15 protein-coding genes and 1 tRNA gene are annotated in these 18,450 nt (G+C 52.7%); 10 read left to right on the plus strand and 6 right to left on the minus strand.

Annotated features, from left to right (window positions below; translation table 11 throughout):
• The first annotated feature begins 81 nt into the window (after positions 1 to 81).
• Entirely contained in the window at positions 82 to 1,500 is a 1,419-nt protein-coding gene (locus NST37_RS09740; protein WP_003387484.1) for an aldehyde dehydrogenase family protein, read from the plus strand.
• Positions 1,501 to 1,656: 156 nt separating this feature from the next.
• Positions 1,657 to 1,745 (plus strand) — tRNA-Ser (locus NST37_RS09745).
• Positions 1,746 to 1,847: 102 nt separating this feature from the next.
• Here NST37_RS09745 and NST37_RS09750 read toward each other — a convergent pair.
• A complete protein-coding gene (locus NST37_RS09750; RefSeq protein ID WP_003387482.1) occupies positions 1,848 to 2,156 on the minus strand; it encodes a DUF3817 domain-containing protein in 309 nt (102 codons plus the stop codon).
• A 567-nt stretch (positions 2,157 to 2,723) separates the two neighbouring features.
• Here NST37_RS09750 and NST37_RS09755 point away from each other — a divergent pair.
• Positions 2,724 to 4,298, plus strand: a complete 1,575-nt coding sequence (locus NST37_RS09755; RefSeq protein WP_003387481.1) for an acyl-CoA synthetase — start codon at positions 2,724 to 2,726, stop codon at positions 4,296 to 4,298.
• 75 nt (positions 4,299 to 4,373) lie between these two features.
• Here the strand turns inward: NST37_RS09755 and NST37_RS09760 are convergent, their stop codons facing one another.
• Positions 4,374 to 4,517, minus strand: coding sequence for a hypothetical protein (locus tag NST37_RS09760; RefSeq protein ID WP_003387480.1), 144 nt, complete (start codon positions 4,515 to 4,517; stop codon positions 4,374 to 4,376).
• A gap of 92 nt (positions 4,518 to 4,609) precedes the next feature.
• Complete coding sequence (locus tag NST37_RS09765; protein ID WP_003387479.1) at positions 4,610 to 6,781, minus strand: exo-beta-N-acetylmuramidase NamZ domain-containing protein; 2,172 nt, start codon at positions 6,779 to 6,781, stop codon at positions 4,610 to 4,612.
• A gap of 150 nt (positions 6,782 to 6,931) precedes the next feature.
• Here NST37_RS09765 and NST37_RS09770 point away from each other — a divergent pair, with 150 nt between their 5' ends.
• From NST37_RS09770 to NST37_RS09800, 7 genes are all read left to right on the plus strand, one after another.
• The gene (locus NST37_RS09770) at positions 6,932 to 7,354 is read left to right on the plus strand and encodes a copper amine oxidase N-terminal domain-containing protein (RefSeq protein ID WP_051567434.1); all 423 of its coding nucleotides are present in this window, start codon (positions 6,932 to 6,934) and stop codon (positions 7,352 to 7,354) included.
• Between the two features lie 268 nt (positions 7,355 to 7,622).
• The gene (locus tag NST37_RS09775) at positions 7,623 to 8,246 is read left to right on the plus strand and encodes a YhcN/YlaJ family sporulation lipoprotein (protein WP_003387477.1); all 624 of its coding nucleotides are present in this window, start codon (positions 7,623 to 7,625) and stop codon (positions 8,244 to 8,246) included.
• A gap of 230 nt (positions 8,247 to 8,476) precedes the next feature.
• Positions 8,477 to 11,572 (plus strand): BTAD domain-containing putative transcriptional regulator, encoded by a 3,096-nt coding sequence (locus tag NST37_RS09780; protein WP_003387476.1) that lies wholly within the window; start codon positions 8,477 to 8,479, stop codon positions 11,570 to 11,572.
• Positions 11,573 to 11,731: 159 nt separating this feature from the next.
• A complete protein-coding gene (locus NST37_RS09785) occupies positions 11,732 to 12,310 on the plus strand; it encodes a TetR/AcrR family transcriptional regulator (RefSeq protein WP_003387475.1) in 579 nt (192 codons plus the stop codon).
• A 77-nt stretch (positions 12,311 to 12,387) separates the two neighbouring features.
• A complete protein-coding gene (locus NST37_RS09790) occupies positions 12,388 to 13,578 on the plus strand; it encodes an HlyD family efflux transporter periplasmic adaptor subunit (RefSeq protein WP_024985123.1) in 1,191 nt (396 codons plus the stop codon).
• Positions 13,571 to 14,746, plus strand: coding sequence for an ABC transporter permease (locus NST37_RS09795; RefSeq protein WP_003387472.1), 1,176 nt, complete (start codon positions 13,571 to 13,573; stop codon positions 14,744 to 14,746). The genes NST37_RS09790 and NST37_RS09795 overlap by 8 nt, the downstream gene beginning before the upstream one ends.
• 95 nt (positions 14,747 to 14,841) lie before the next feature.
• Complete coding sequence (locus NST37_RS09800; protein WP_024985124.1) at positions 14,842 to 15,342, plus strand: DUF3907 family protein; 501 nt, start codon at positions 14,842 to 14,844, stop codon at positions 15,340 to 15,342.
• A 58-nt stretch (positions 15,343 to 15,400) separates the two neighbouring features.
• Here the strand turns inward: NST37_RS09800 and NST37_RS09805 are convergent, their stop codons facing one another.
• The 3 genes from NST37_RS09805 to NST37_RS09815 all read right to left on the minus strand — a co-directional run bounded on the left by NST37_RS09805 (position 15,401) and on the right by NST37_RS09815 (position 18,374).
• Positions 15,401 to 15,994 carry an NAD(P)H-dependent oxidoreductase gene (locus NST37_RS09805; protein WP_024985125.1) on the minus strand — a complete coding sequence of 198 codons (594 nt, stop codon included), beginning with the start codon at positions 15,992 to 15,994 and terminating at the stop codon, positions 15,401 to 15,403.
• 63 nt (positions 15,995 to 16,057) lie between these two features.
• Positions 16,058 to 17,455 carry a S8 family peptidase gene (locus NST37_RS09810; RefSeq protein WP_003387469.1) on the minus strand — a complete coding sequence of 466 codons (1,398 nt, stop codon included), beginning with the start codon at positions 17,453 to 17,455 and terminating at the stop codon, positions 16,058 to 16,060.
• A gap of 145 nt (positions 17,456 to 17,600) precedes the next feature.
• A complete protein-coding gene (locus tag NST37_RS09815; protein WP_031931735.1) occupies positions 17,601 to 18,374 on the minus strand; it encodes a Cof-type HAD-IIB family hydrolase in 774 nt (257 codons plus the stop codon).
• Positions 18,375 to 18,450 lie beyond the last annotated feature (76 nt).

Raw genomic sequence — 18,450 nt, forward strand, 5'->3', positions numbered from 1 at the left:
AGGAATGGCTAGAATAGCGCGGACTGAAAGACGTATATCGGGAAAACTCATAGGAGAGTCGATGAGAGGGAGGCTGGATGGATGAAAAAAGCGTGCTACATTGGCGGGCAGTGGGTGGAGGCCAAAAACTACGCGCCGCTCTACGCTCCCTACAGCGGGGAACAGATAGCGGAAATCGCGCAGGCGGACGCCGAACTGGTAGAAAAGGCTATTTCCGCAGCTCAGGAGGCTTCGGTGGTAATGCGGCGCATGCCTGCTTATCAGCGTGCGGCTATTCTGGAGAAAATTTCATTCATCATGGACGAACGGCTGGAGGAGGCTGCCAAAATCATTGCGCTGGAGGCAGGCAAGCCGATCAAAACCGCTCGCGGCGAAGTGATCCGTACAATACAGACTTACAAATTCGCTGCGGAGGAAGCAAAAAGGATTCACGGCGAAACACTGCCGCTGGATGCCGCCATCGGAGGAGAAGGGCGCCTTGCATACACCGTGCGTGAGCCTTTGGGCGTGATTGGCGCGATCACTCCTTTCAATTTCCCGATGAATCTGGTCGCCCATAAAGTTGGTCCGGCATTGGCTGCAGGGAACACCGTCGTGCTCAAGCCGGCATCCCAGACGCCTCTCTCCGCATATTTTCTGGCGGAGGTTGCCGAGCAGGCCGGAGTGCCAGCGGGAGCACTAAATGTTGTGACCGGCAGCGGAGCAACAGTAGGCGATCTCCTCGTGACAGACCCGAGGGTGAAAGCACTGACCTTTACCGGCAGCCCGGCTGTCGGCATCGACATCCGCAATCGGGCCGGACTCAAGCGGGTTACGTTGGAGCTGGGCTCCAATTCTGCCGTCATCATCGATAAAGGGGTAAATCTCGACGAGGTCATCCCGCGCTGTATTTTTGGCGCATTTGCGTACTCCGGACAGGTATGCATCTCCGTACAGCGGATTTATGTGGTCAGGGATGAATACGAGACATTCGTGGAGCGCTTTGTGGCGGAGACCAAAAAGCTGGTCGGCGGCGACTCTCTGTCCGAGGAAGCAGACTACTCCGCGATGATTTCTCCGAAGGAAACGGATCGGGCCTTGGCCTGGATCGAGGAAGCCAGGGAGAGAGGCGCCAGGGTAGAATGCGGAGGAAAAGCAGATGGACGGGTGCTGCAGCCTACCGTATTGACAGGAGTTCCGGCAGACGCCAAACTGTCTTGCCAGGAGGTATTCGGACCGGTCGTCCTGATCAATCCGGTGGACTCTGTAGAGGAGGCGATTGAGTTCGTAAACGATTCTCGTTTCGGCCTTCAAGCCGGACTCTACACGCAAAACCTGTCACTCGCATTGAAAGCGGCAGATGAGCTGCATGTTGGCGGCGTCATGATTAACGATATCCCGACCTTCCGCGTCGACCATATGCCTTACGGCGGTGTCAAGGAAAGCGGCATGGGCCGGGAAGGAATCAAATACGCGATCGAAGAGCTAACGGAGTTAAAGCTGGTTGTCGTGAAGCGATAGGTTTCAGGAAGAGAAAGCTGCTGTCAAAGGCAATTGACAGCTGTTTTGAGGCCGGTACAGGAAACGAGCTTCCCCGTTTGGAGGAAGCTCGTTTTTGTAAAAAACGGTTGCTTTCAGTGGAATGAGTATGTTATAGTATAACTTGTTCAACCATGCGGAGGGATACCGAAGTGGTCATAACGGGGCGGTCTTGAAAACCGTTAGGCGGCAACGTCACGGGGGTTCGAATCCCTCTCCCTCCGCCATAAGAAAGCACTGCGAACAGGTCTTGCACCTGTTTTTTCTTTTTTTCAGATACCCCATCTATTCAAAAACGCTTGACGGGAGAAGGTCGTCAAGCGTTTCCTTTATGATCGCTTCATGGAAGCTTCTTCTTTTTTCAATTGTGCATCGAGAACAAAATTTCCAAACGGGATCAAAGACGCGACAAACGCGCCGAGCGCCCGCAGGATCGACCACCGGTTTGCGAAAAAGACATGGGCGAGTGCCAGCATGAACAATACGAAAAACACGCCATGCAAGGAACCGGCAATCGTCACAGCTTTTGGCATCTCCAGAAAATATTTCAGTGGCATGGCAATTCCAAGCAGGACGAGGTACGAAATTCCTTCGATGAGGCCGATAAAACGAAGACGGCCAAGGGGCGTTTTTAGCAAGGGGAACACCTCCAGTGAGTAAAGAACCAGTCTCCACTTATTCTATCGAGTTAAAGGGCATGTATCAATGGAACATAGGCAATTTTGAAATTTTTGCGATACATTTATGGCAAAAACCAAAACTTTCTTCCGTAGCCATCGACTTCATATCGCATGGTATGTACCCTTTGATATATTCTGTAGGTAAGCACTCAGACTAAACTTCTTGGGGGCTGCGGCGACTTACTAATGCAGATCGGGTCGCCGCATTTTTTTTGATTGGAGTAGGCAGGTTAACGGACCGGATTGAAACCATGCAAATATGGAAAGCGGGAGTTGTCGCGCTCGGGCAAAAAGAATTTGTCCAAGGTGCGGCTTGTTTCCGTTTACTAATATATCCCGGTTGAGTATATACTCGAATATATACTATACTATAGATACAACCTCATAACCTTGAGTTCTTCTCCCTGACTGATTTCGAGTCAGGGGTTTTTTACATTGCATGGATATATCGGGAAAGAATAATGATTCTATTTTTCTGAATATTCGTTGTATAATAGAGGCAGGAAAAATGACGGAGGGATGTCCATGAAAGAAATTCAGCGGGCGAGAAGGAATACGCTGGGAGATATTTTGCGCAGAAGCCGAGGCAGATTTCCGCAGAAGATTGCATTGCGCTTTGGGAACGAGGCGCTTACATACGAACAACTGGACATCCTGGCCAATCAGGCAGCGCATATGATTTTGGCGTCTGGACTGCAAAAGGGAGACAGGGCAGCTGTGCTCTCCCGCAATTCAATGGATTTTGTCATTCTCAACTTTGCCCTCGCCAGGGCGGGAGTGATTATGGTCCCGATCAATTACATGCTGAACGCTGACGACGTGGCCTTTATTCTGGGACATGCCGATGTGAAAGCGATCTTTGCCTCCCAGGAATTCCATCCAGTCGCCGACGAGGCGATTCGCCGATCAGGCTGTTCTCCGGTCCTGAGATGCTCGATCTCCGAAAAAACAGAGCAGGCAAATGACTGGGGCCATTTCCGTACGCAGCTCGCCCAATCGAGTACAGAGGAGCCGGAGCTGGAACTGGAGGATGACGATGTTGTGCATATTCTCTACACCAGCGGGACGGAATCCAGGCCAAAAGGAGTCATGCTGACGCATAAGAGTGTGCTGACAGAATACGTCAGTACGATTATCGACGGTGGAATGACCGAAGACGATGTCGCTATCCACGCTCTCCCGCTTTTCCATAGCGCCCAGCTGCATTGCTTCCTGGGGCCGTACGTCTACCTCGGTGCGAGCGGAATTATTTTGGAGCAGGCACAGCCTGCGCTCCTGCTGAAAACTGTCGAGGAGTACAAGGCGACACAGCTCTTTTGCCCCCCGACCGTCTGGATCGCCCTGCTCCGTTCTCCTGAATTTGCGGAGCGGGACTTGTCTTCATTAAAAAAATGCTACTACGGAGCAGCAATCATGCCTGTCGAAATCTTGAAAGAGCTGGGGCGGAGGCTCCCGAACGCGCAGTTCTGGAATTTTTACGGCCAAACAGAGGTAGCCCCGCTCGCTACTGTCCTAAAGCCCGCGGATCAAATCCGCAAAGCTGGCTCCGCCGGCAGACCGTCTCTGAATGTGGAAACGAGGATTGTCGACGATTCCGGCCAGGATGTGCCCCGCGGTACGGTGGGGGAGATCGTACACCGAACCAGCCATGCTATGCTGGGGTACTTCCGCGATGAAGAAAAAACGTCCGCAGCCTTTCAGGGAGGCTGGTTCCACAGCGGTGACCTCGGCGTCATGGACGAGGAAGGATATATTACTGTCGTTGACCGAAAAAAGGATATGATCAAATCGGGTGGAGAAAACGTCGCAAGCAGGGAGGTAGAAGAGGTGATCTACCAGCACCCGCTTGTTTCTGAAGTAGCCGTGATCGGAATCCCTGATCCATACTGGATCGAGGCGGTCGCCGCAGTCGTCGTTCCCAAAGCGGGAGAAGCCTTGACTGCCGAAGAGCTGCTTGACTTTTGCAAAGCCAGACTGTCTGCGTTTAAAGCTCCGAAGCATATCGTCCTGGCAGAAAACCTCCCGCGCAATCCAAGCGGAAAAATACTAAAACGGGAACTGCGGGCAAAGTACGAGAGTCTGGCCTCGCAGCAGAGCTAAAAAAGGCAGCCTTGTCAAAACGGATAAAGAATGCGAAAAAACCGCTTGATCGATCAGGCGGTTTTTCCCATGATTTTACGGTTCTACTTTCAGGCCTTCGAGCCAATCAGCGTAGCAGGAACTGCAAAGCAGCTCGTTCTTTTCCTCTGTCCCTTGAAAGAACGTGATGAGATGTGCCGTTTCGGATTCGTGCTCACAATAGTAGCAGGTGTAGCTCACCAGATGTTCCTCCCCATGTAGATGATCGTCAATGATATTGTTGCCGGAATAAAAACAACCAACTCACGAATGAGTTGGTTGTCGAGTCGCCATTATTTCACAGTGGCTACTGTGGATTTCTCTGCATGGATTGTTTCAAAGCGGTAACCATGTTCTTTGAGGAACTGGATTACGGCTGGAAGGGACTTGGCCGTTGCGCTCTTGGTCGCGGCGTCGTGCATCAGTACGACAATTTCTTTCTGATTTCTTACCTGCGCCTTTATATTTGCCAAGGCCGTTTCTGGCGTATACTTGCTGCTGCGGGCATCCCCGTTTGTGATATTCCAGTCAATAAACGTATAGCCGCGTTTGGCAGCCTCCGTTTTGATGGCACTCATCACCGTATGCTGGTTATTGTAGAGCGCTGCGTTCTGGTAGGTCTTGCTGACGGTATTGGTGCTGCCGCCTGGGTACCGAAAGACAGTCGGCTTGATTCCTGTTGCCTTTTCGATCAGTTGATTGCCTTTTTCCAGATCGGCGAAAAAGGAGGAGAGATCTTTATAAATCGTGCGATAGTTGTGGGAGTATGTGTGTCCTCCTACGACATGCCCTTCGGCAATCGCCCGTTTCAAGATCGCTTCGTGTCCCGGCACGCTTTTCCCTACGACGAAAAAGGTCGCCTTGACGTCATGGGCCTTGAGGATGTCCAGCACCTCAGTTGTAATTGGAGAAGGACCGTCATCAAATGTCAGATACGCCACTTTTTCCTGCGTCTGACTGCCGCCCGGCTTAGCTGGCGTCTGGTCGGCTGACGGAACTGAAGGTACGGCGGGTTTTGCCACCGGCTTCGGTTGTCCCGCCACAGACGGTTGTTTAGACTCGGGCAGTCCTGCCGATCCGCCAGACCCTGGAGTTGGCGTTGCTGTCGCAGTGCTGTTGTTTGATTGGTTCGGCAAAGGCGTTTGCGCGGCTGGCTTCGTCTGGGCTGTCGGCTTCGTCTGCGATTGTGAGCTGGCTGGACCTGGCTTGCCGGGAGCAGCAGGTTTTGCCTGTGAAATGCCCTTCTTTGATTGAATGGGCTGAACAGGAACGTAAGGCTGGTCATTGTAGATCAAATAGTTGCTGCGAAGCTTGCGAAATGCTTCCAGATCTTTTGCATACTTCTCCTCAATCTGTTTGGGGGACAGCCCCTGCTCCAGGTACTGGCCGATTTTGTTTGTTCCCATTACCAGATCAAACATCACTTTTGTCTTTCCGCTCTTCGGAACCTTGAAATGATTCAATTGATGAGCGTAGGTCAAAGCGTAAATCCCCGTTTTGGCCGGATTGAACAGATGAGGATTGGTGATCTGGAGCCGGACGCCGCCTTTTGAATCTTTCTTCTCGGGGAGAAAAACGACACCAGGCAGAAGCGCTCCGTTTAACAGATCAGCGTATTTGCCCGAATCGATCCCTTCGCCGCCGATCCAGCGGAAATTGTCAGCCTGGACGATTCCGGTTCCTTCTCCCAGGCCGGTTGCCATATAACCGAATACAGCAGCCAGATCCGGTATTCGCGGAGAGCTCGGAATCCAGTGAAGTCCGGTATCCTGGAACAACATTTGACGCGTATAACCTTTCATGGGGATAACGGTCAGGTTTGCGTCGATGTTGCGGTTGAAAAATTGCGCCAGCTCGCCGATTGTCATCCCGTGTGCCATCGGGAGGGTGTCCACACCGACAAATGAGCGGTAGGCAGATTCCAGAACGGGCCCTTCGACAATGGTTCCGCCAACAGGATTGGGCCGGTCCAGTACGATGATCGGTTTGCCCTGCTCCTTTGCCGCCGTCATGCAGTATTGGAGAGTGGATATGTACGTATAGGTACGGGCTCCAATATCCTGCAAGTCGACCAGCAAAAGATCAATGCCAGCGAGCATTTGCTTTGTGGGCTTTCTTGTCGAACCATAGAGGCTGTAGACAGGAATGCCGTAGACGGGATGCTGGTAGGAGGCAACGTATTTGCCGGCCGGTGTTTTCCCGTCCAGACCGTGCTCCGGTGTGTACAAAGCCGCCAGTGTCACCGATTTGTCCCGGCGAAGCAGGTCGATCGTGCTGATTCCTTGACTGCTTACACCTGTTTGATTTGTGACAAGGCCGACTTTTTTTCCTTTGATGACATGGTGAAATTGGTCGAATAGCACGTCGCTTCCGAGCAGAACCGCAGAAGTGTTCGCAAAGCTTCCACCAGGAGGAATGAGGGTTAAAATCAGGACAAGAATGAGGAAGGGGATAAATCGTTTCATAGCTTCGGCCTCTTTCGGGAAAAATGTCGTCGATGTATGTTCATTGTAGCGTGTTTTTGTAGCAAATTGGTTTCATTTTTGTAACAATTTGAAAATAGGAAAGAAGTCGGGGGTGAGAAGTCACCTATCACGTGTGGGAAGCATCTCCATGTGGCCCGAATACCGCCATGGAGCTTAGAATATAATCACAAGCCGATCGCGTTCCCCGATCAAAAACCGCTGATCAAAGACAGCCGGGCACTGGTACCGCTTCGTCCGATCGCGGAAGGCTTAGGCTTTGACGTAGACTGGAACAGTCAGACAAGAACGGGTTTGATTCAAAAGGGTGACGCCCAAATTAAACTGATTGTTTCCCGGAAGATTGCAAAGCGTAACGGCGAGATCATCAGCTTGGATGTGCCCGCCCAAATCGTCAACCAGCGGACGATGGTTCCGGTTCGCTTCATTGCCGAAGCTCTATCCTACGACGTGAATTGGGATGGAAGTAACCAGACCGTTCTGATCAAAGACAAAGCAGAAGAGGGTAAAGCGCCAGCCAGCCTGGTCACATCGCCGGAAAGGAAGCAGGAGTAAAATCCGGTTGCACAAAAGCCTGCTGGCAGCAAAGAAGGAAAGCTGATTGATGCGAGCTACGAAGTCCAGATCCAATCAGACGGGACATTTTTGTTTGAATGGACGGAGAAGATAACGGCTGAGGAATATACGCTACTAGCTGAAAAAGGCGATGAAAAGCAGACCGGAAGGAACATTCGTCATCCTGAATTAGAAAAAAGAAGCAGTTTTCTCATCGAGTAAGAATACCTCCGGCTCCTCACACTAGGGAGTGAGGAGGTGTTTTTCTTTGAAACGATGGGGTTCAGCGCTTTGTGCACTGTTGCTTGCCGGAGTCGTCGGGTCAGGCTGTACACCGAATAAGGAACAAGGCGGAGAAGACTATCACGGAGAGCCTGCCAAGTATGATGCTTACGGGATCAATATAAAAAATGACAACGTCGGTACAGACAAGGGACCGGCTGCGATGCTTGTCCAAAAGAACAGGCATAACCGCGAGCCGGATCTCGTCCGGACTCTGGAGGCACAAGCGGAAAGAATTCCGGGTGTCGTCGACATCAAGGTACTTGCGTATAAGGATAATTTGTTGATCGGGGTGCTTCCTGATGGTGCAACGAAACCCGACAGTATTGATCCTACGCCATCGGTGCTCTATACGCCGGGCAAGCCTGCACGTATCGATAACGGGCATACGGACCGCCTCCAGCAGCGTGTAGCGGGAGTGATGCGCAGCAGACTCCAGGCGCAGACACGCTACAACATCATGTACGTTTCAACCAATCCGGCTGTTTATCAGCGCATTGCTGACATCCACCAGCGCGTCGTACGGGGAGAACGTGTTCCAGAAGACGAATTCCAAACGCTGTTAAACGACATCGGCTATACGACAAAAGGGTTCAATCTGGTTGATTGACACACGATGAATGATTTGGACGTAAAAGACCACCTGACCGCCGGGTGGCTTTTGTCATGGACGGGAGGGAGGATTTTGGCCAGGCTCATGGAACTATATCTTGGATGATGTGATCGGTGAGGAGTGTACGAACGATGAATGCATCCAGGGTGAGCCTGACCAGGATAACCCCTCCGAGACTGGGGCCTTACGTGTTTCACAGATTGTCATTGGCGAGGAAGCTCAGGCTGATGAAGCACAAAGCTCTGTCTGTGATCCATGGAGGTGCGGGGTACGGAAAAACGACAGCAGTGGCTGCATTTTTTGATCATGGCAACAAAGAGGCGTGCTGGTATCGGATTGGCGAGAAGGATGGCGAGCTGCCCGTTTTTCTGTTACATCTGGTGGAGAGCATACGAATGGTTCATCCGGCTTTCGGCGATTCTTTTTTGCAGGCAATGAGGGCTTCGGGCACACAGCCCGGAGACGATTCAACGGAATCGATTGCTGACCTGTTTATTCGCGCATGCATGGAAGTCAAGGGCGAGCTCCTATTGATTCTGGATGATTTTCACAATGTTCACTCCAAAGTGACAGTGGACAACTGGATGCAATATTTTTTGCAGAACATGCCGCAGAACGTTCGGGTAGTCATACTGACCAGAACCCGGCCGGACTGGCCATTTTTGAATGTCATGTCCGCACGCGGCGATGGGATGGAGCTGACGGTATCCGACCTCGCTTTTTCCCGTGAAGAGATGGAGACATTTTTTCTGGACGAATACGACATCGCCTTGTCAAAGGACGATAGCGAGCGGATTGCAAACATAACCAAAGGGTGGGCGGCTGCTGTCCGAACGATTGGAGAAACATTGGCAATGGGCGTCCACACAGTGGGCAGCGCTTCCGAATCCTCGCGATTTCTGCCATTCTTGGAAACAGAGGTATGGGACAAGCAGGAGCAGGAGCTTCAGACGTTTTTAATGAGGTCCTCCGTTTTTGAGAGCTTTGAGGCGGAAGACATCCGCCAGGTATTCGGTGAACAGGCTGCTCATCTGCTTGCAGAAACACTTCGGCGCAACCTTTTTTTGCTGAGGGAAGACAATGTCTATGCGTATCATCCGCTGCTGCGGCGTCTACTGATCAGCAAATTGGCGGGACATCCGGAGGAATACATACACATGCACAGAGCTGCTGCTGCCTTGTACAAGCGAAAAGGAGACGTGCAGCAAGGCTTTGAACATTTGCGCTTGATCGAGGCGTGGGACGAGCTCGGAGAATGGCTTTGTCAAGCGGCAAACCCGCTGCTTCAGACAGGCAAGCTGGACCAGCTGTCACAGTGGCTGCAGCTTCTGCCGGACGAGGTAAAAGAGCGTTATTATGTTCTCTGGCTGTATCAGGCTGAGGTCGAGCGGTACCGCTGCCTGTACCCGAAGGCCTTTCTGTCTTATCAGCGATTCCTCTCGCTGTGCGAGGAAAAGGGGGATATTATCGGCCAGTGCCGAGGGCTGGAAGGACTCGCCCGGGTCCATCTGGACAGTGTCCAAAGCGTGAAGGCAGAGGAACTGCTGAAGCTTGCGATTCGTCTGCTCGAGCCTGCAGACCATGAGCTGGCTCCACGGCTTTATCGCTTGCTCGCGGAGATATACACCAACAGGGGAGACTCGCAGCAGGCTGCCGATTGGTACCGGCGGAGCCAGGAATGGGAGCAGCGGACGGAGGTCGAGCTGGAATCCCGCCTGCTGTTCCGGACGGGCAGGCTTCAGTCGGCGATCCAGCTCCTGGAGAGCGAGTGGAAGTCGGAGCAGGTAAACCAGCCTGCATTGATGAGATCCTACCGGGAAACCTCCCTGCTGCTGGCCTTTGTATACGGCTTGAACGGCGAATGGGAAAAGGGGCTCAGAGCAGCAGAGTACGCGATCCAACAAGGAAAAGAAGCGCACTCCCCGTTCGTGGAGGCAAATGGATACGTGCGCAAGGCGACGGCGGCTTTGGTCAGTCAACAAATGCCCTATGACCAAATTCGTCAGTTGTACCAACTGGGTCTGCAAATGATGGAGGACCTGCAGTCGACGCGAGGAAAATCGGAGACGCTCCTTGGGCTGACTCTTCTCTACGGGCGGGAATCGAATCTGGATATGGCGCTTTCTTACGGGCAGCGGGGACTCCAGGAAACAGAGGCGATGCGTGATGACTGGCTGAACAGCTTGGTGCGACTCGCAATCGGCATCGCGTATGCCTCCTGCGGGCAGGACAAGCAGGCGGAAGAGTGGATTCGCGATTGCGAGGAGCGCTTAAGCCGTTGTGGAGATAGCTTTGGGGTCGCGATCTGTCATTTATGGCTCAGTTTTTTTGCCTATCGCCAGAAAAATTGGCCTGCTTTTATCCCGGCCGTGACTCAGGCGCTGACCGCGATCCAGGCGGGGGAATACCATTTCCTGCTGCAGCGGCCGACGATGTTTACTCCGCATGATGTCCAGCAGCTGATGCCGGTACTGATCGAGGCTCAGAGGCGACAGGTTTCTCCCGATTACGTCTCGCAGCTGCTGACTGACCTGGGCCTGCAGAACGTCACTTTTCATCCCGGCTATACCTTGCGAATCCAGACGCTCGGTCAGTTTCGTGTCTGGCTTGGCGAACGGGAGCTGGGGGAAAAGTCTTGGCAGCGCGGAAAGGCAAAGCAGCTATTTCAGCTTCTCCTGACGAAAAGGCAGCATCTGCTGGCCAGAGAAGAGATCGTCGCGACCCTCTGGGGAGAAAGTGACGAAGAGACCGCCGCCCGTGACTTCAAGGTTGCTTTGAACGCACTGAACAAAGCCCTCGAGCCGAATCGGGAAGCCAGAGCGAGCGCTTTTTTCATCCAGCGTCACGGCAGCTCTTACGGCTTTAACCTGGCCTCGGGCTTTCAGATCGATGCGGAGGAGTTCGACCGTTACGTAACACTCGGGCTGGAGGCGAGTGTCGCTTCGCAAGCGATTGTCTTATTGGAAAAAGGGCTGTCTTTTTACAAGGGGGAGTACATGCCGGATTGTCGGTACGATGATTGGTGTGTAGCGGAAAGAGAAAGGCTGCAGCTGCTTTTCCTGCGAGGGGCAGAGCGCCTGGCCAAACTGCTGTTGGACTCGAAGCGGATAGACGAAGCGATCCGCTGGTGCGAATCGATCCTGATGGCTGACGACTGCTGGGAGGAGGCATACCGGCTCCTCATGCTGGCCTACTATCGGCAAAACAACCGGGCACAGGCCATCCGCATCTACGACAAATGCGTGGCAAACCTGCAAAAGCAGCTCGGCGTGCAGCCGATGCCGCAGACTGTGGATACGTACCGTTTTATTATGGAAGGCTAAGACCGCAAACTGATGCGGTCTTTTTTTATGCCTGCATTTTACGAGGGCTTCGATGGAAGCTTTTTTCATCGGACCTATTGACGAAATCAGGAAAACGACGTAAACTACTTTTTGTACTGACCAGTCAGTTCAAAAAAACAAACGGGAGGCTGAGGAGGGATGGCACGTTCGAAGAAAGATCAGATTGTGGAAGCAGCGTTGACTGCCTTTGCTCAATACGGATACAGCGATACGACGATGGATGCGATTGCCGATGTGGCTGCGGTGGCGAAAGGGACGCTGTACTACCATTTTTCAACGAAGGAAGAGCTGTTTCTGTACGTGATTGAAAAAGGCGTGAAGATGCTGATCGATTCCGTGGACAGCGTGATGCAGCGAGAGGATTTGTCAATGGATCAACGCGTGCTGTGCGTTCTGGATGAGCATCTTCGCTTCTTTTCCGAGCATCGGGAGCTTTGTCTTCTCTTGTTGAGCTTCTTTACCGGAGACCAGCAGCGGGATGAAATGATCGGGAAGCTGCTGTCCGGCTATTTCATGGCCATGGAGGCCTATGTTGCCGAGCTGCAGCAGGAAGGCTTTGTCAGACCGGATATTGAGGTCCGTACAATGGTCTCCTCGCTGTTCGGCATGGCTGGTTTTACGATGCTGCGGAAGCAGTTCCGCAAAGAGACGGGAATTACGGATTCAGACCGAAGGACGCTTCATATGTTGCTGTCCGGAGTCTTGATGAAAGGGTAAAGCAATCAAAAGGCTGATGAATCATGCAGCCGAGCACGACACATGCAAAGAGAGAATGGAAAAGAGGAGAATGAACGATGAATAAACGAGCGTGGATAGGAGTAACCGGTTTTGTCGTCTGCATTGCTGTACTGGGGGCATACCTGATGGGACCGGGTGCAGGTAGCGTGGCTGGTCAGCGCTCCAAGCAAGTCGCCGGGGTTGTCGAAGGAACATCCGTGGATCTTTCCTTTAAAATGGGGGGCTCCATCGCAGATATCATGGTCAAGGAAGGCGACGAGGTAAAGGCTGGACAACTGGTCGCGACCTTGAACAACGAAGAGCTGCTGGCAAAGCGCGAGCAGGCGCAAGCTGCCTACCATCTGGCACAGGTAAAGCTGGAACAGGCAAAGAAAGGCGTCGGAATAACGGATACTTCCAGCAACGCGCAGGTAAACCAGGCTTTGGCCGTGGTCAATGCTGCCAAGGCGCAGTATGAAGCGAACAAGAACGGCGCCCGCTCAGAAGAAGTGTCCCAGCTGAAAGCCAAGCAGCAAGCGGCGCAAACGGCCAAGCAAATTGCGGAGACGCAGCTCCAACGGATGAAAAAGCTTCTCGAAGAAGGGGCTGTCCCGCAGGTGAAGGTCGACGAAGCGCAGATGGATTACGAAAAGGCGGTTGCGGAGCAGAAGGCAGTTGAGGAGCAGCTGAAAATGGCCCAGTCCGGCTCGCGCAAGGAGCAGCTCGATGCAGCCAAGGCGCAGTGGGAGCAGGCGCAGGCCGCCTACGATCAAGCTGTCGCTGCACGCGGACAGGTCGGCCTTAAAGAACTGGACGTAAAGTCGGCTGAAGCGGGAGTACAGCAAGCGAAGGGAGCTTTGGAAGAGGTAGAAGCGTATCTGAACAACACCAAGCTGACTGCCCCTGTCGACGGCGTCGTCAAATCGGTAGCTGTGCAGAAGGGTGAGCTGGTTTCGCAAGGCTTCACTGTTTTGACGATCCAGACGAAGCAAGACAACTACGTGAAATTTTACGTGGATGAATACGAGATTGCCGGAATCAAAGCCGGGGATACGGTCAACCTGTTCGTGCCTTCATTGAATCGTGAAACCGAAGCGCGTGTAGTCAATGTAGCGCCTGCGGCCGATTTCGCGGTGAAAAAAGCGACACAGGAGCTGGGCGATCGCGATATCCGCGCATTCCAGGTCAAAATGGAAATTCACGATCCAGAAATTCTGCCGGGCCTCAGCGTAGAATGGAAGCTCGAAGGGGCTGGTGAGCGTGAGTAACCTGTCCCGGCTGTTTTGGGAAGAATGGCGTCGCATTTTTACAAACAAGACGATTGTGACGGTAATGTTTGCCGTACCGGTGATTTACCTGACTTTGTTCGGATTTTTGTACAGCGAGAAAAAAGTGACGGAAATTCCGACGGTCGTGGTCGACGCCGATCAGACAGAGCTGAGCAGGGAGCTGTCGCGCGCTTTCGATGCCGACCAGACATTCCGCGTCACCCATATCGTCAACACAGAAACACAAGCGATGGACCTGATTGACCAAGGCAAAGCGGCAGTAGCTGTGATCATTCCGGATCACTTGGAGATGGACGTCAAAGCCGGACGGGACGCCAGTGTACTTACGGTTATCGACGGCAGCAACATGATGATCTCCAATACCGCTGTCCGCGCTGCCAATACAGTCACGAAGACGGTCTCTGCGGGTGTGACCTTGAAAAAGCTGGAAGCGCATGGCGGCTGGGGCGAGGAAGGGATGAAGCTGTACACCGGGATCGACTACCGCTATCGCGTCCTGTACAATCCGACCTTCAGCTATATGTCGTTCATGGTTTTTGGTTTGGCTGGAACCGTCATGCAGCAGGTTCTGTTCCTCGGGATTGCCCTCTCAGTCACCCAGCAAAAAGAAGCGGGGACATGGAGGGAGACGCTGGCTGAGAATTCCTTCTGGGCGATCGCAATCAGCAAGCTGCTGCCGTACTTTCTGGTTGCGACCTTCAACCTCGTGCTGACCTTTGCGATCCTGCTGAAAGGCTTTGGCATCCCGTATTACGGCAGTACGGCACATTTGCTGCTGATCGGCACCGCTTTTAACCTCGCCGTGCTGGCCATCGGTTTTGCGATCTCGTTTTACTCGAAGGACCAGCTGCAAGCTACGCAGGCAGCCATGATGATTGCAGTACCGTCCTTCATGCTCTCAGGATACACCTGGCCGCTGATGTCCATGCCGCCGGTGATTGCGGCGATCGGAAAGTCACTGCCGCTGACGTATTTTCTCGATGGAGTTCGGGAAGTTTTGACGAAAGGCCACGGGCTTTCCCACATTACGTATCAAGTGTCCGTTCTTCTGTTCATGACGCTGCTGGGCTTGTTTGCAGCCTACCTGACCTATCTAGTCCAAAGCAAAAAAGCGGCAGCTGCCGCCCCTGAAACGACAAACGCATAGGCAGGATTTGCAGAAAAGAAATCCTTGTGTTGCAAAGAACCTATCCAGTATACTTATCAAAAAAAAGCAGATTCTTTCAACGCGAGGGGGACATTATGTCAGTGACTCATCTGAAGCAATTGTGCGAAGAGACGTACACGAAGTTGAAAAGAGTAAGCATGGATCTGGAGCGCTTTTTAAATCAAGTCACCTTGATGGGGCTGGTCAATCAGTCCGGTGATCCGGAGGAGTACGAGGCTTACTACCGCAACTACCTTTCCGACTTGCGCCATTTGCTGGTGTACTGTGAGAACGCGTACGAGCGGCTGGGAGTTGCTCTCCGCCGGGCGAGGTTCAATGAAGAGTATGCCGAAGAAGTCCTGTACCAGGTGTATCATTCCTGTATCAACAACTTCTACTACCCCAAAGGAGAAGTATACGACGAGGATGGCCGTTATTCGTACACAGACCATGATGCCATTATCTTCCGCAAAGAAGTAACCCCTGAGCTCAAGCAACTGACGATTTCGCTTTGCAAGGTTTTTGAGCAAATGCGTGATGACCTGCATTATTACGAGACGGATTACATTACGAAAAAACGGATGCAAAAAGTATAAAAAAGAAAGTAGACCCTTCCGACAGGTTCACATTCGACCTGCTGAAGGGTCTTTTTGCTTACACTTCCACGGGCTGGAGGGTATTTTTGAGAAGATGCTCCACCTCGTCCAGCATGGCACGGCGAGCAGCCTCGCTTACGTAAGGAACAGCCGCAAAGTTGTGGTACAGTGTCTTGTATCCCATCATGCTGAGCGTTCCGTCCGCCATCTGTTTTTTCATGACCTCGTCCATTCCGCTTGCCCGCATGTCATGCTCAGACTCGCGAGTCGTCGTCATGACAAGGGCTTGCTTGCCGTTGAGCAGACCGACAGGCCCTTTTTCCTCATAGCGAAAGGCGAAGCCGTTTGTAAACACCCTGTCAAAATACCCCTTCATAATGGCTGGCGGAGACCACCACCATACAGGGAAGATCATGACCAGCAGATCCGCGTCTGTAATTTGCTGCTGTTCTTCTGCAATATCCGCACTGACATGTCCTTCCTCCACACGGTGCATGTCTTCGCCGCGAAAAACAGGCTGGAAATCTTGTTGATACAGATCGCGGACAGTATAGGAGATTCCTTCCCGGTCCAGAGTTTGCTTGGTCCTCTCCAGTATTTCGTGGCAAAAGCTTGTATGACCCTCATGAGCAAAAACGATGTACGCCTTCAATGCCATTCCTCCTGTTGTCGTCAGGTGCAGTGCGCCAGTTTTCTCTTGGCCAGGCTGTTATTCTTACTCAAACCCTTGCCGCAGACGCAGGAAAAACTTGTTGAGCAGGCCGCCGATGGTTTCGGGCTTCTCTTCTCTCATTTCCTGAGCGGCGGGCTTCAAGCTTCTGATCGCGGTATTGACGTTGATCAGACCGTATCCGTACAGTTTGTCTTTGCCCGGAGGCCCGAGGTCGTCCGCCGAAGAGCGAATGACTTCCATCACTTCGGTGTTTTTCATACCCGGACGGACAGAGCGGAGGAGCGAGGCCAACGCGGTGACGTGCGGACACGCCATTGAGGTGCCGGAAAGCACAGCGTAGTCGCTATAGATATAGGTACTGGGAATGTCTACACCGGGCGCAGCGACATCGACTTGAGCGCCAAAATTGGAAAAGTCGGCCCGTTCCCGATTGTGGTCAACAGCCGCTACAGACAGGACTTCCTTGTAAGAAGCGGGGTAACTGGGCTGTTCGCTGGCGTCATTGCCGGATGCGGCGACGAGGACGACATTTCGTTCAAAAGCGTATCGACAAGCCTCCTGCAGCGCGGCAGACGGGGTGTAGTTGCCGACACTCAGATTAATCACGTCGGCTCCATGGTCAGTAGCCCAGTATATGCCTTGGGCGATGTCAAATGCGGAGCCGGAGCCGTCCGCCCCGATTGCCTTGATCGGCATGAGCTTGCTGTTCCAGGACATCCCGGCAATCCCGTCAGCATTGTTTGTCCGGGCGGCGATTACTCCTGCCACATGGGTGCCGTGGCCGTTGTCGTCTTCAGGCGTATTGTTGTCTTCCAGCACATTGTAGCCTTCTACCAGCTTGTCCTGAAACTCGGGGTGCGTCATATCAATTCCCGTGTCAACGATGGCGACAACCACCTTGTTGCTGCCCCTGGTGATATTCCAGCTGTCCTCCATCCCGATCATCGGCAGATTCCACTGGTATTCCCGGTAGTAGGTATCGTTTGGAACGCGGTTTGGCAGCAGCAGATAGTTGGGCTCCGCATAGACGGAGTCGGGATGTTCGGCCAGCTTCTTCATCAAGTCTTTGGTCGAAAGCGAGCGAGATTTGATAATCATGGCTTGGCCGTAATCGCGTTTCACTTTTCCATCCAAGGAGGCGAGCAGCTTGTCGATCGTTTTCTGATCGGGGCGAGGGTGGAACCGCACGACAACTTCGTGTTCGACATAGTGACTCTTATCCTGTTCATTGTGGTGCAAGGTTTTGATATGGGCGCTCTTCTCCAAGTCTCGACGGACGTCTCGCACTTGTTCGATATAGTTGATCCTCGGGATGCTGGTGTTGACCGAGGTAAGGCGGGGGTGAGGCTCGCGCATTTCCTGATTCTGGTGCCAGGTCAGTGGGATGACCGCCAGGCCGACCAACGCGAGGGCTACGAAAATCGGGGGCAAGGCTCGCAAAAAAACTCACTCCCTCCATGCTTTTATAGATATAGCGTGTGCACGGAAGGAGTGATTATGAAGAAAAAAAGCTGACAGTTTATAGAAAGTCCTCTTTTTGTTTGCAAAAACGATCCAGCGGGCAAGCTCGTCCAACTGACCGGGATCAGATCAGCTTTAGCTGGCGAAGACCGTGGAAAATGCCGTCTGCATCCACATGCCGTGTGACCAGATTTGCCAACGGCTTTACATCTTCATGGGCATTCCCCATCGCGACGCCCATCCCTACAAAGGAAAGCATTTCCTTGTCATTCAATCCATCGCCAAAGGCAACCGCATCCTCAGGTGCCAGACCGTAATGGCGCAGCACTGCTTCAATGCCTCTAGCCTTGGAGCCGTTGGGCGGCAAGACATCGAGAACATTCGGATGCCAACGGATGAATGTGACCGGATGAGCTCGCTCCAGATATTCTTTTGCTTCCGTTTCCTTGCAGTACAAAAATGCTTGATAGATCGGCGTCTGCTCCCAGTATCGCTCATGGTAGCCAGGGGGAGACAGCTTTAAATAATGAAAAGAATCGATGACGTCCGGGTGGTCAGCCTTGTTTGCATAGCAAGTGTCAGCTCCCAAAAAAACCATCGGGTGCTGATTCGATTCTGCATGTGCTTCCAGAGCTTCCAGGGTAGCCGTGCTCATCGGCGTATGGTGAATACGTTTTCCCTCGACAACGACATAGGAGCCGTTGAAACTGACAAAGGTGTCGATATCCAATTCATCTGCGATCGGGGCCAGGTGGTAAGGGGCTCGTCCGGTTGCGATCGCGACGCGCACACCGTTCGCTTTCAACCTGCGGATAGCGGCTTTTGTATCCGGGGGAATGGTGTGCGCTGTGTTCAGCAAAGTGCCGTCAATGTCAAAAAAGACGATTTTGTATGGCATTCTCTCTCTTCCTCTCCAATACGCAGCATGCGCAATCTCGTTGTCTGCTTCCATTTGCGGACATAATAAAGAAAAG

Origin of the sequence: Brevibacillus sp. FSL K6-6036, assembly GCF_037964015.1 — a bacterium.
Taxonomy (GTDB): Bacteria; Bacillota; Bacilli; order Brevibacillales; family Brevibacillaceae; genus Brevibacillus; species Brevibacillus borstelensis.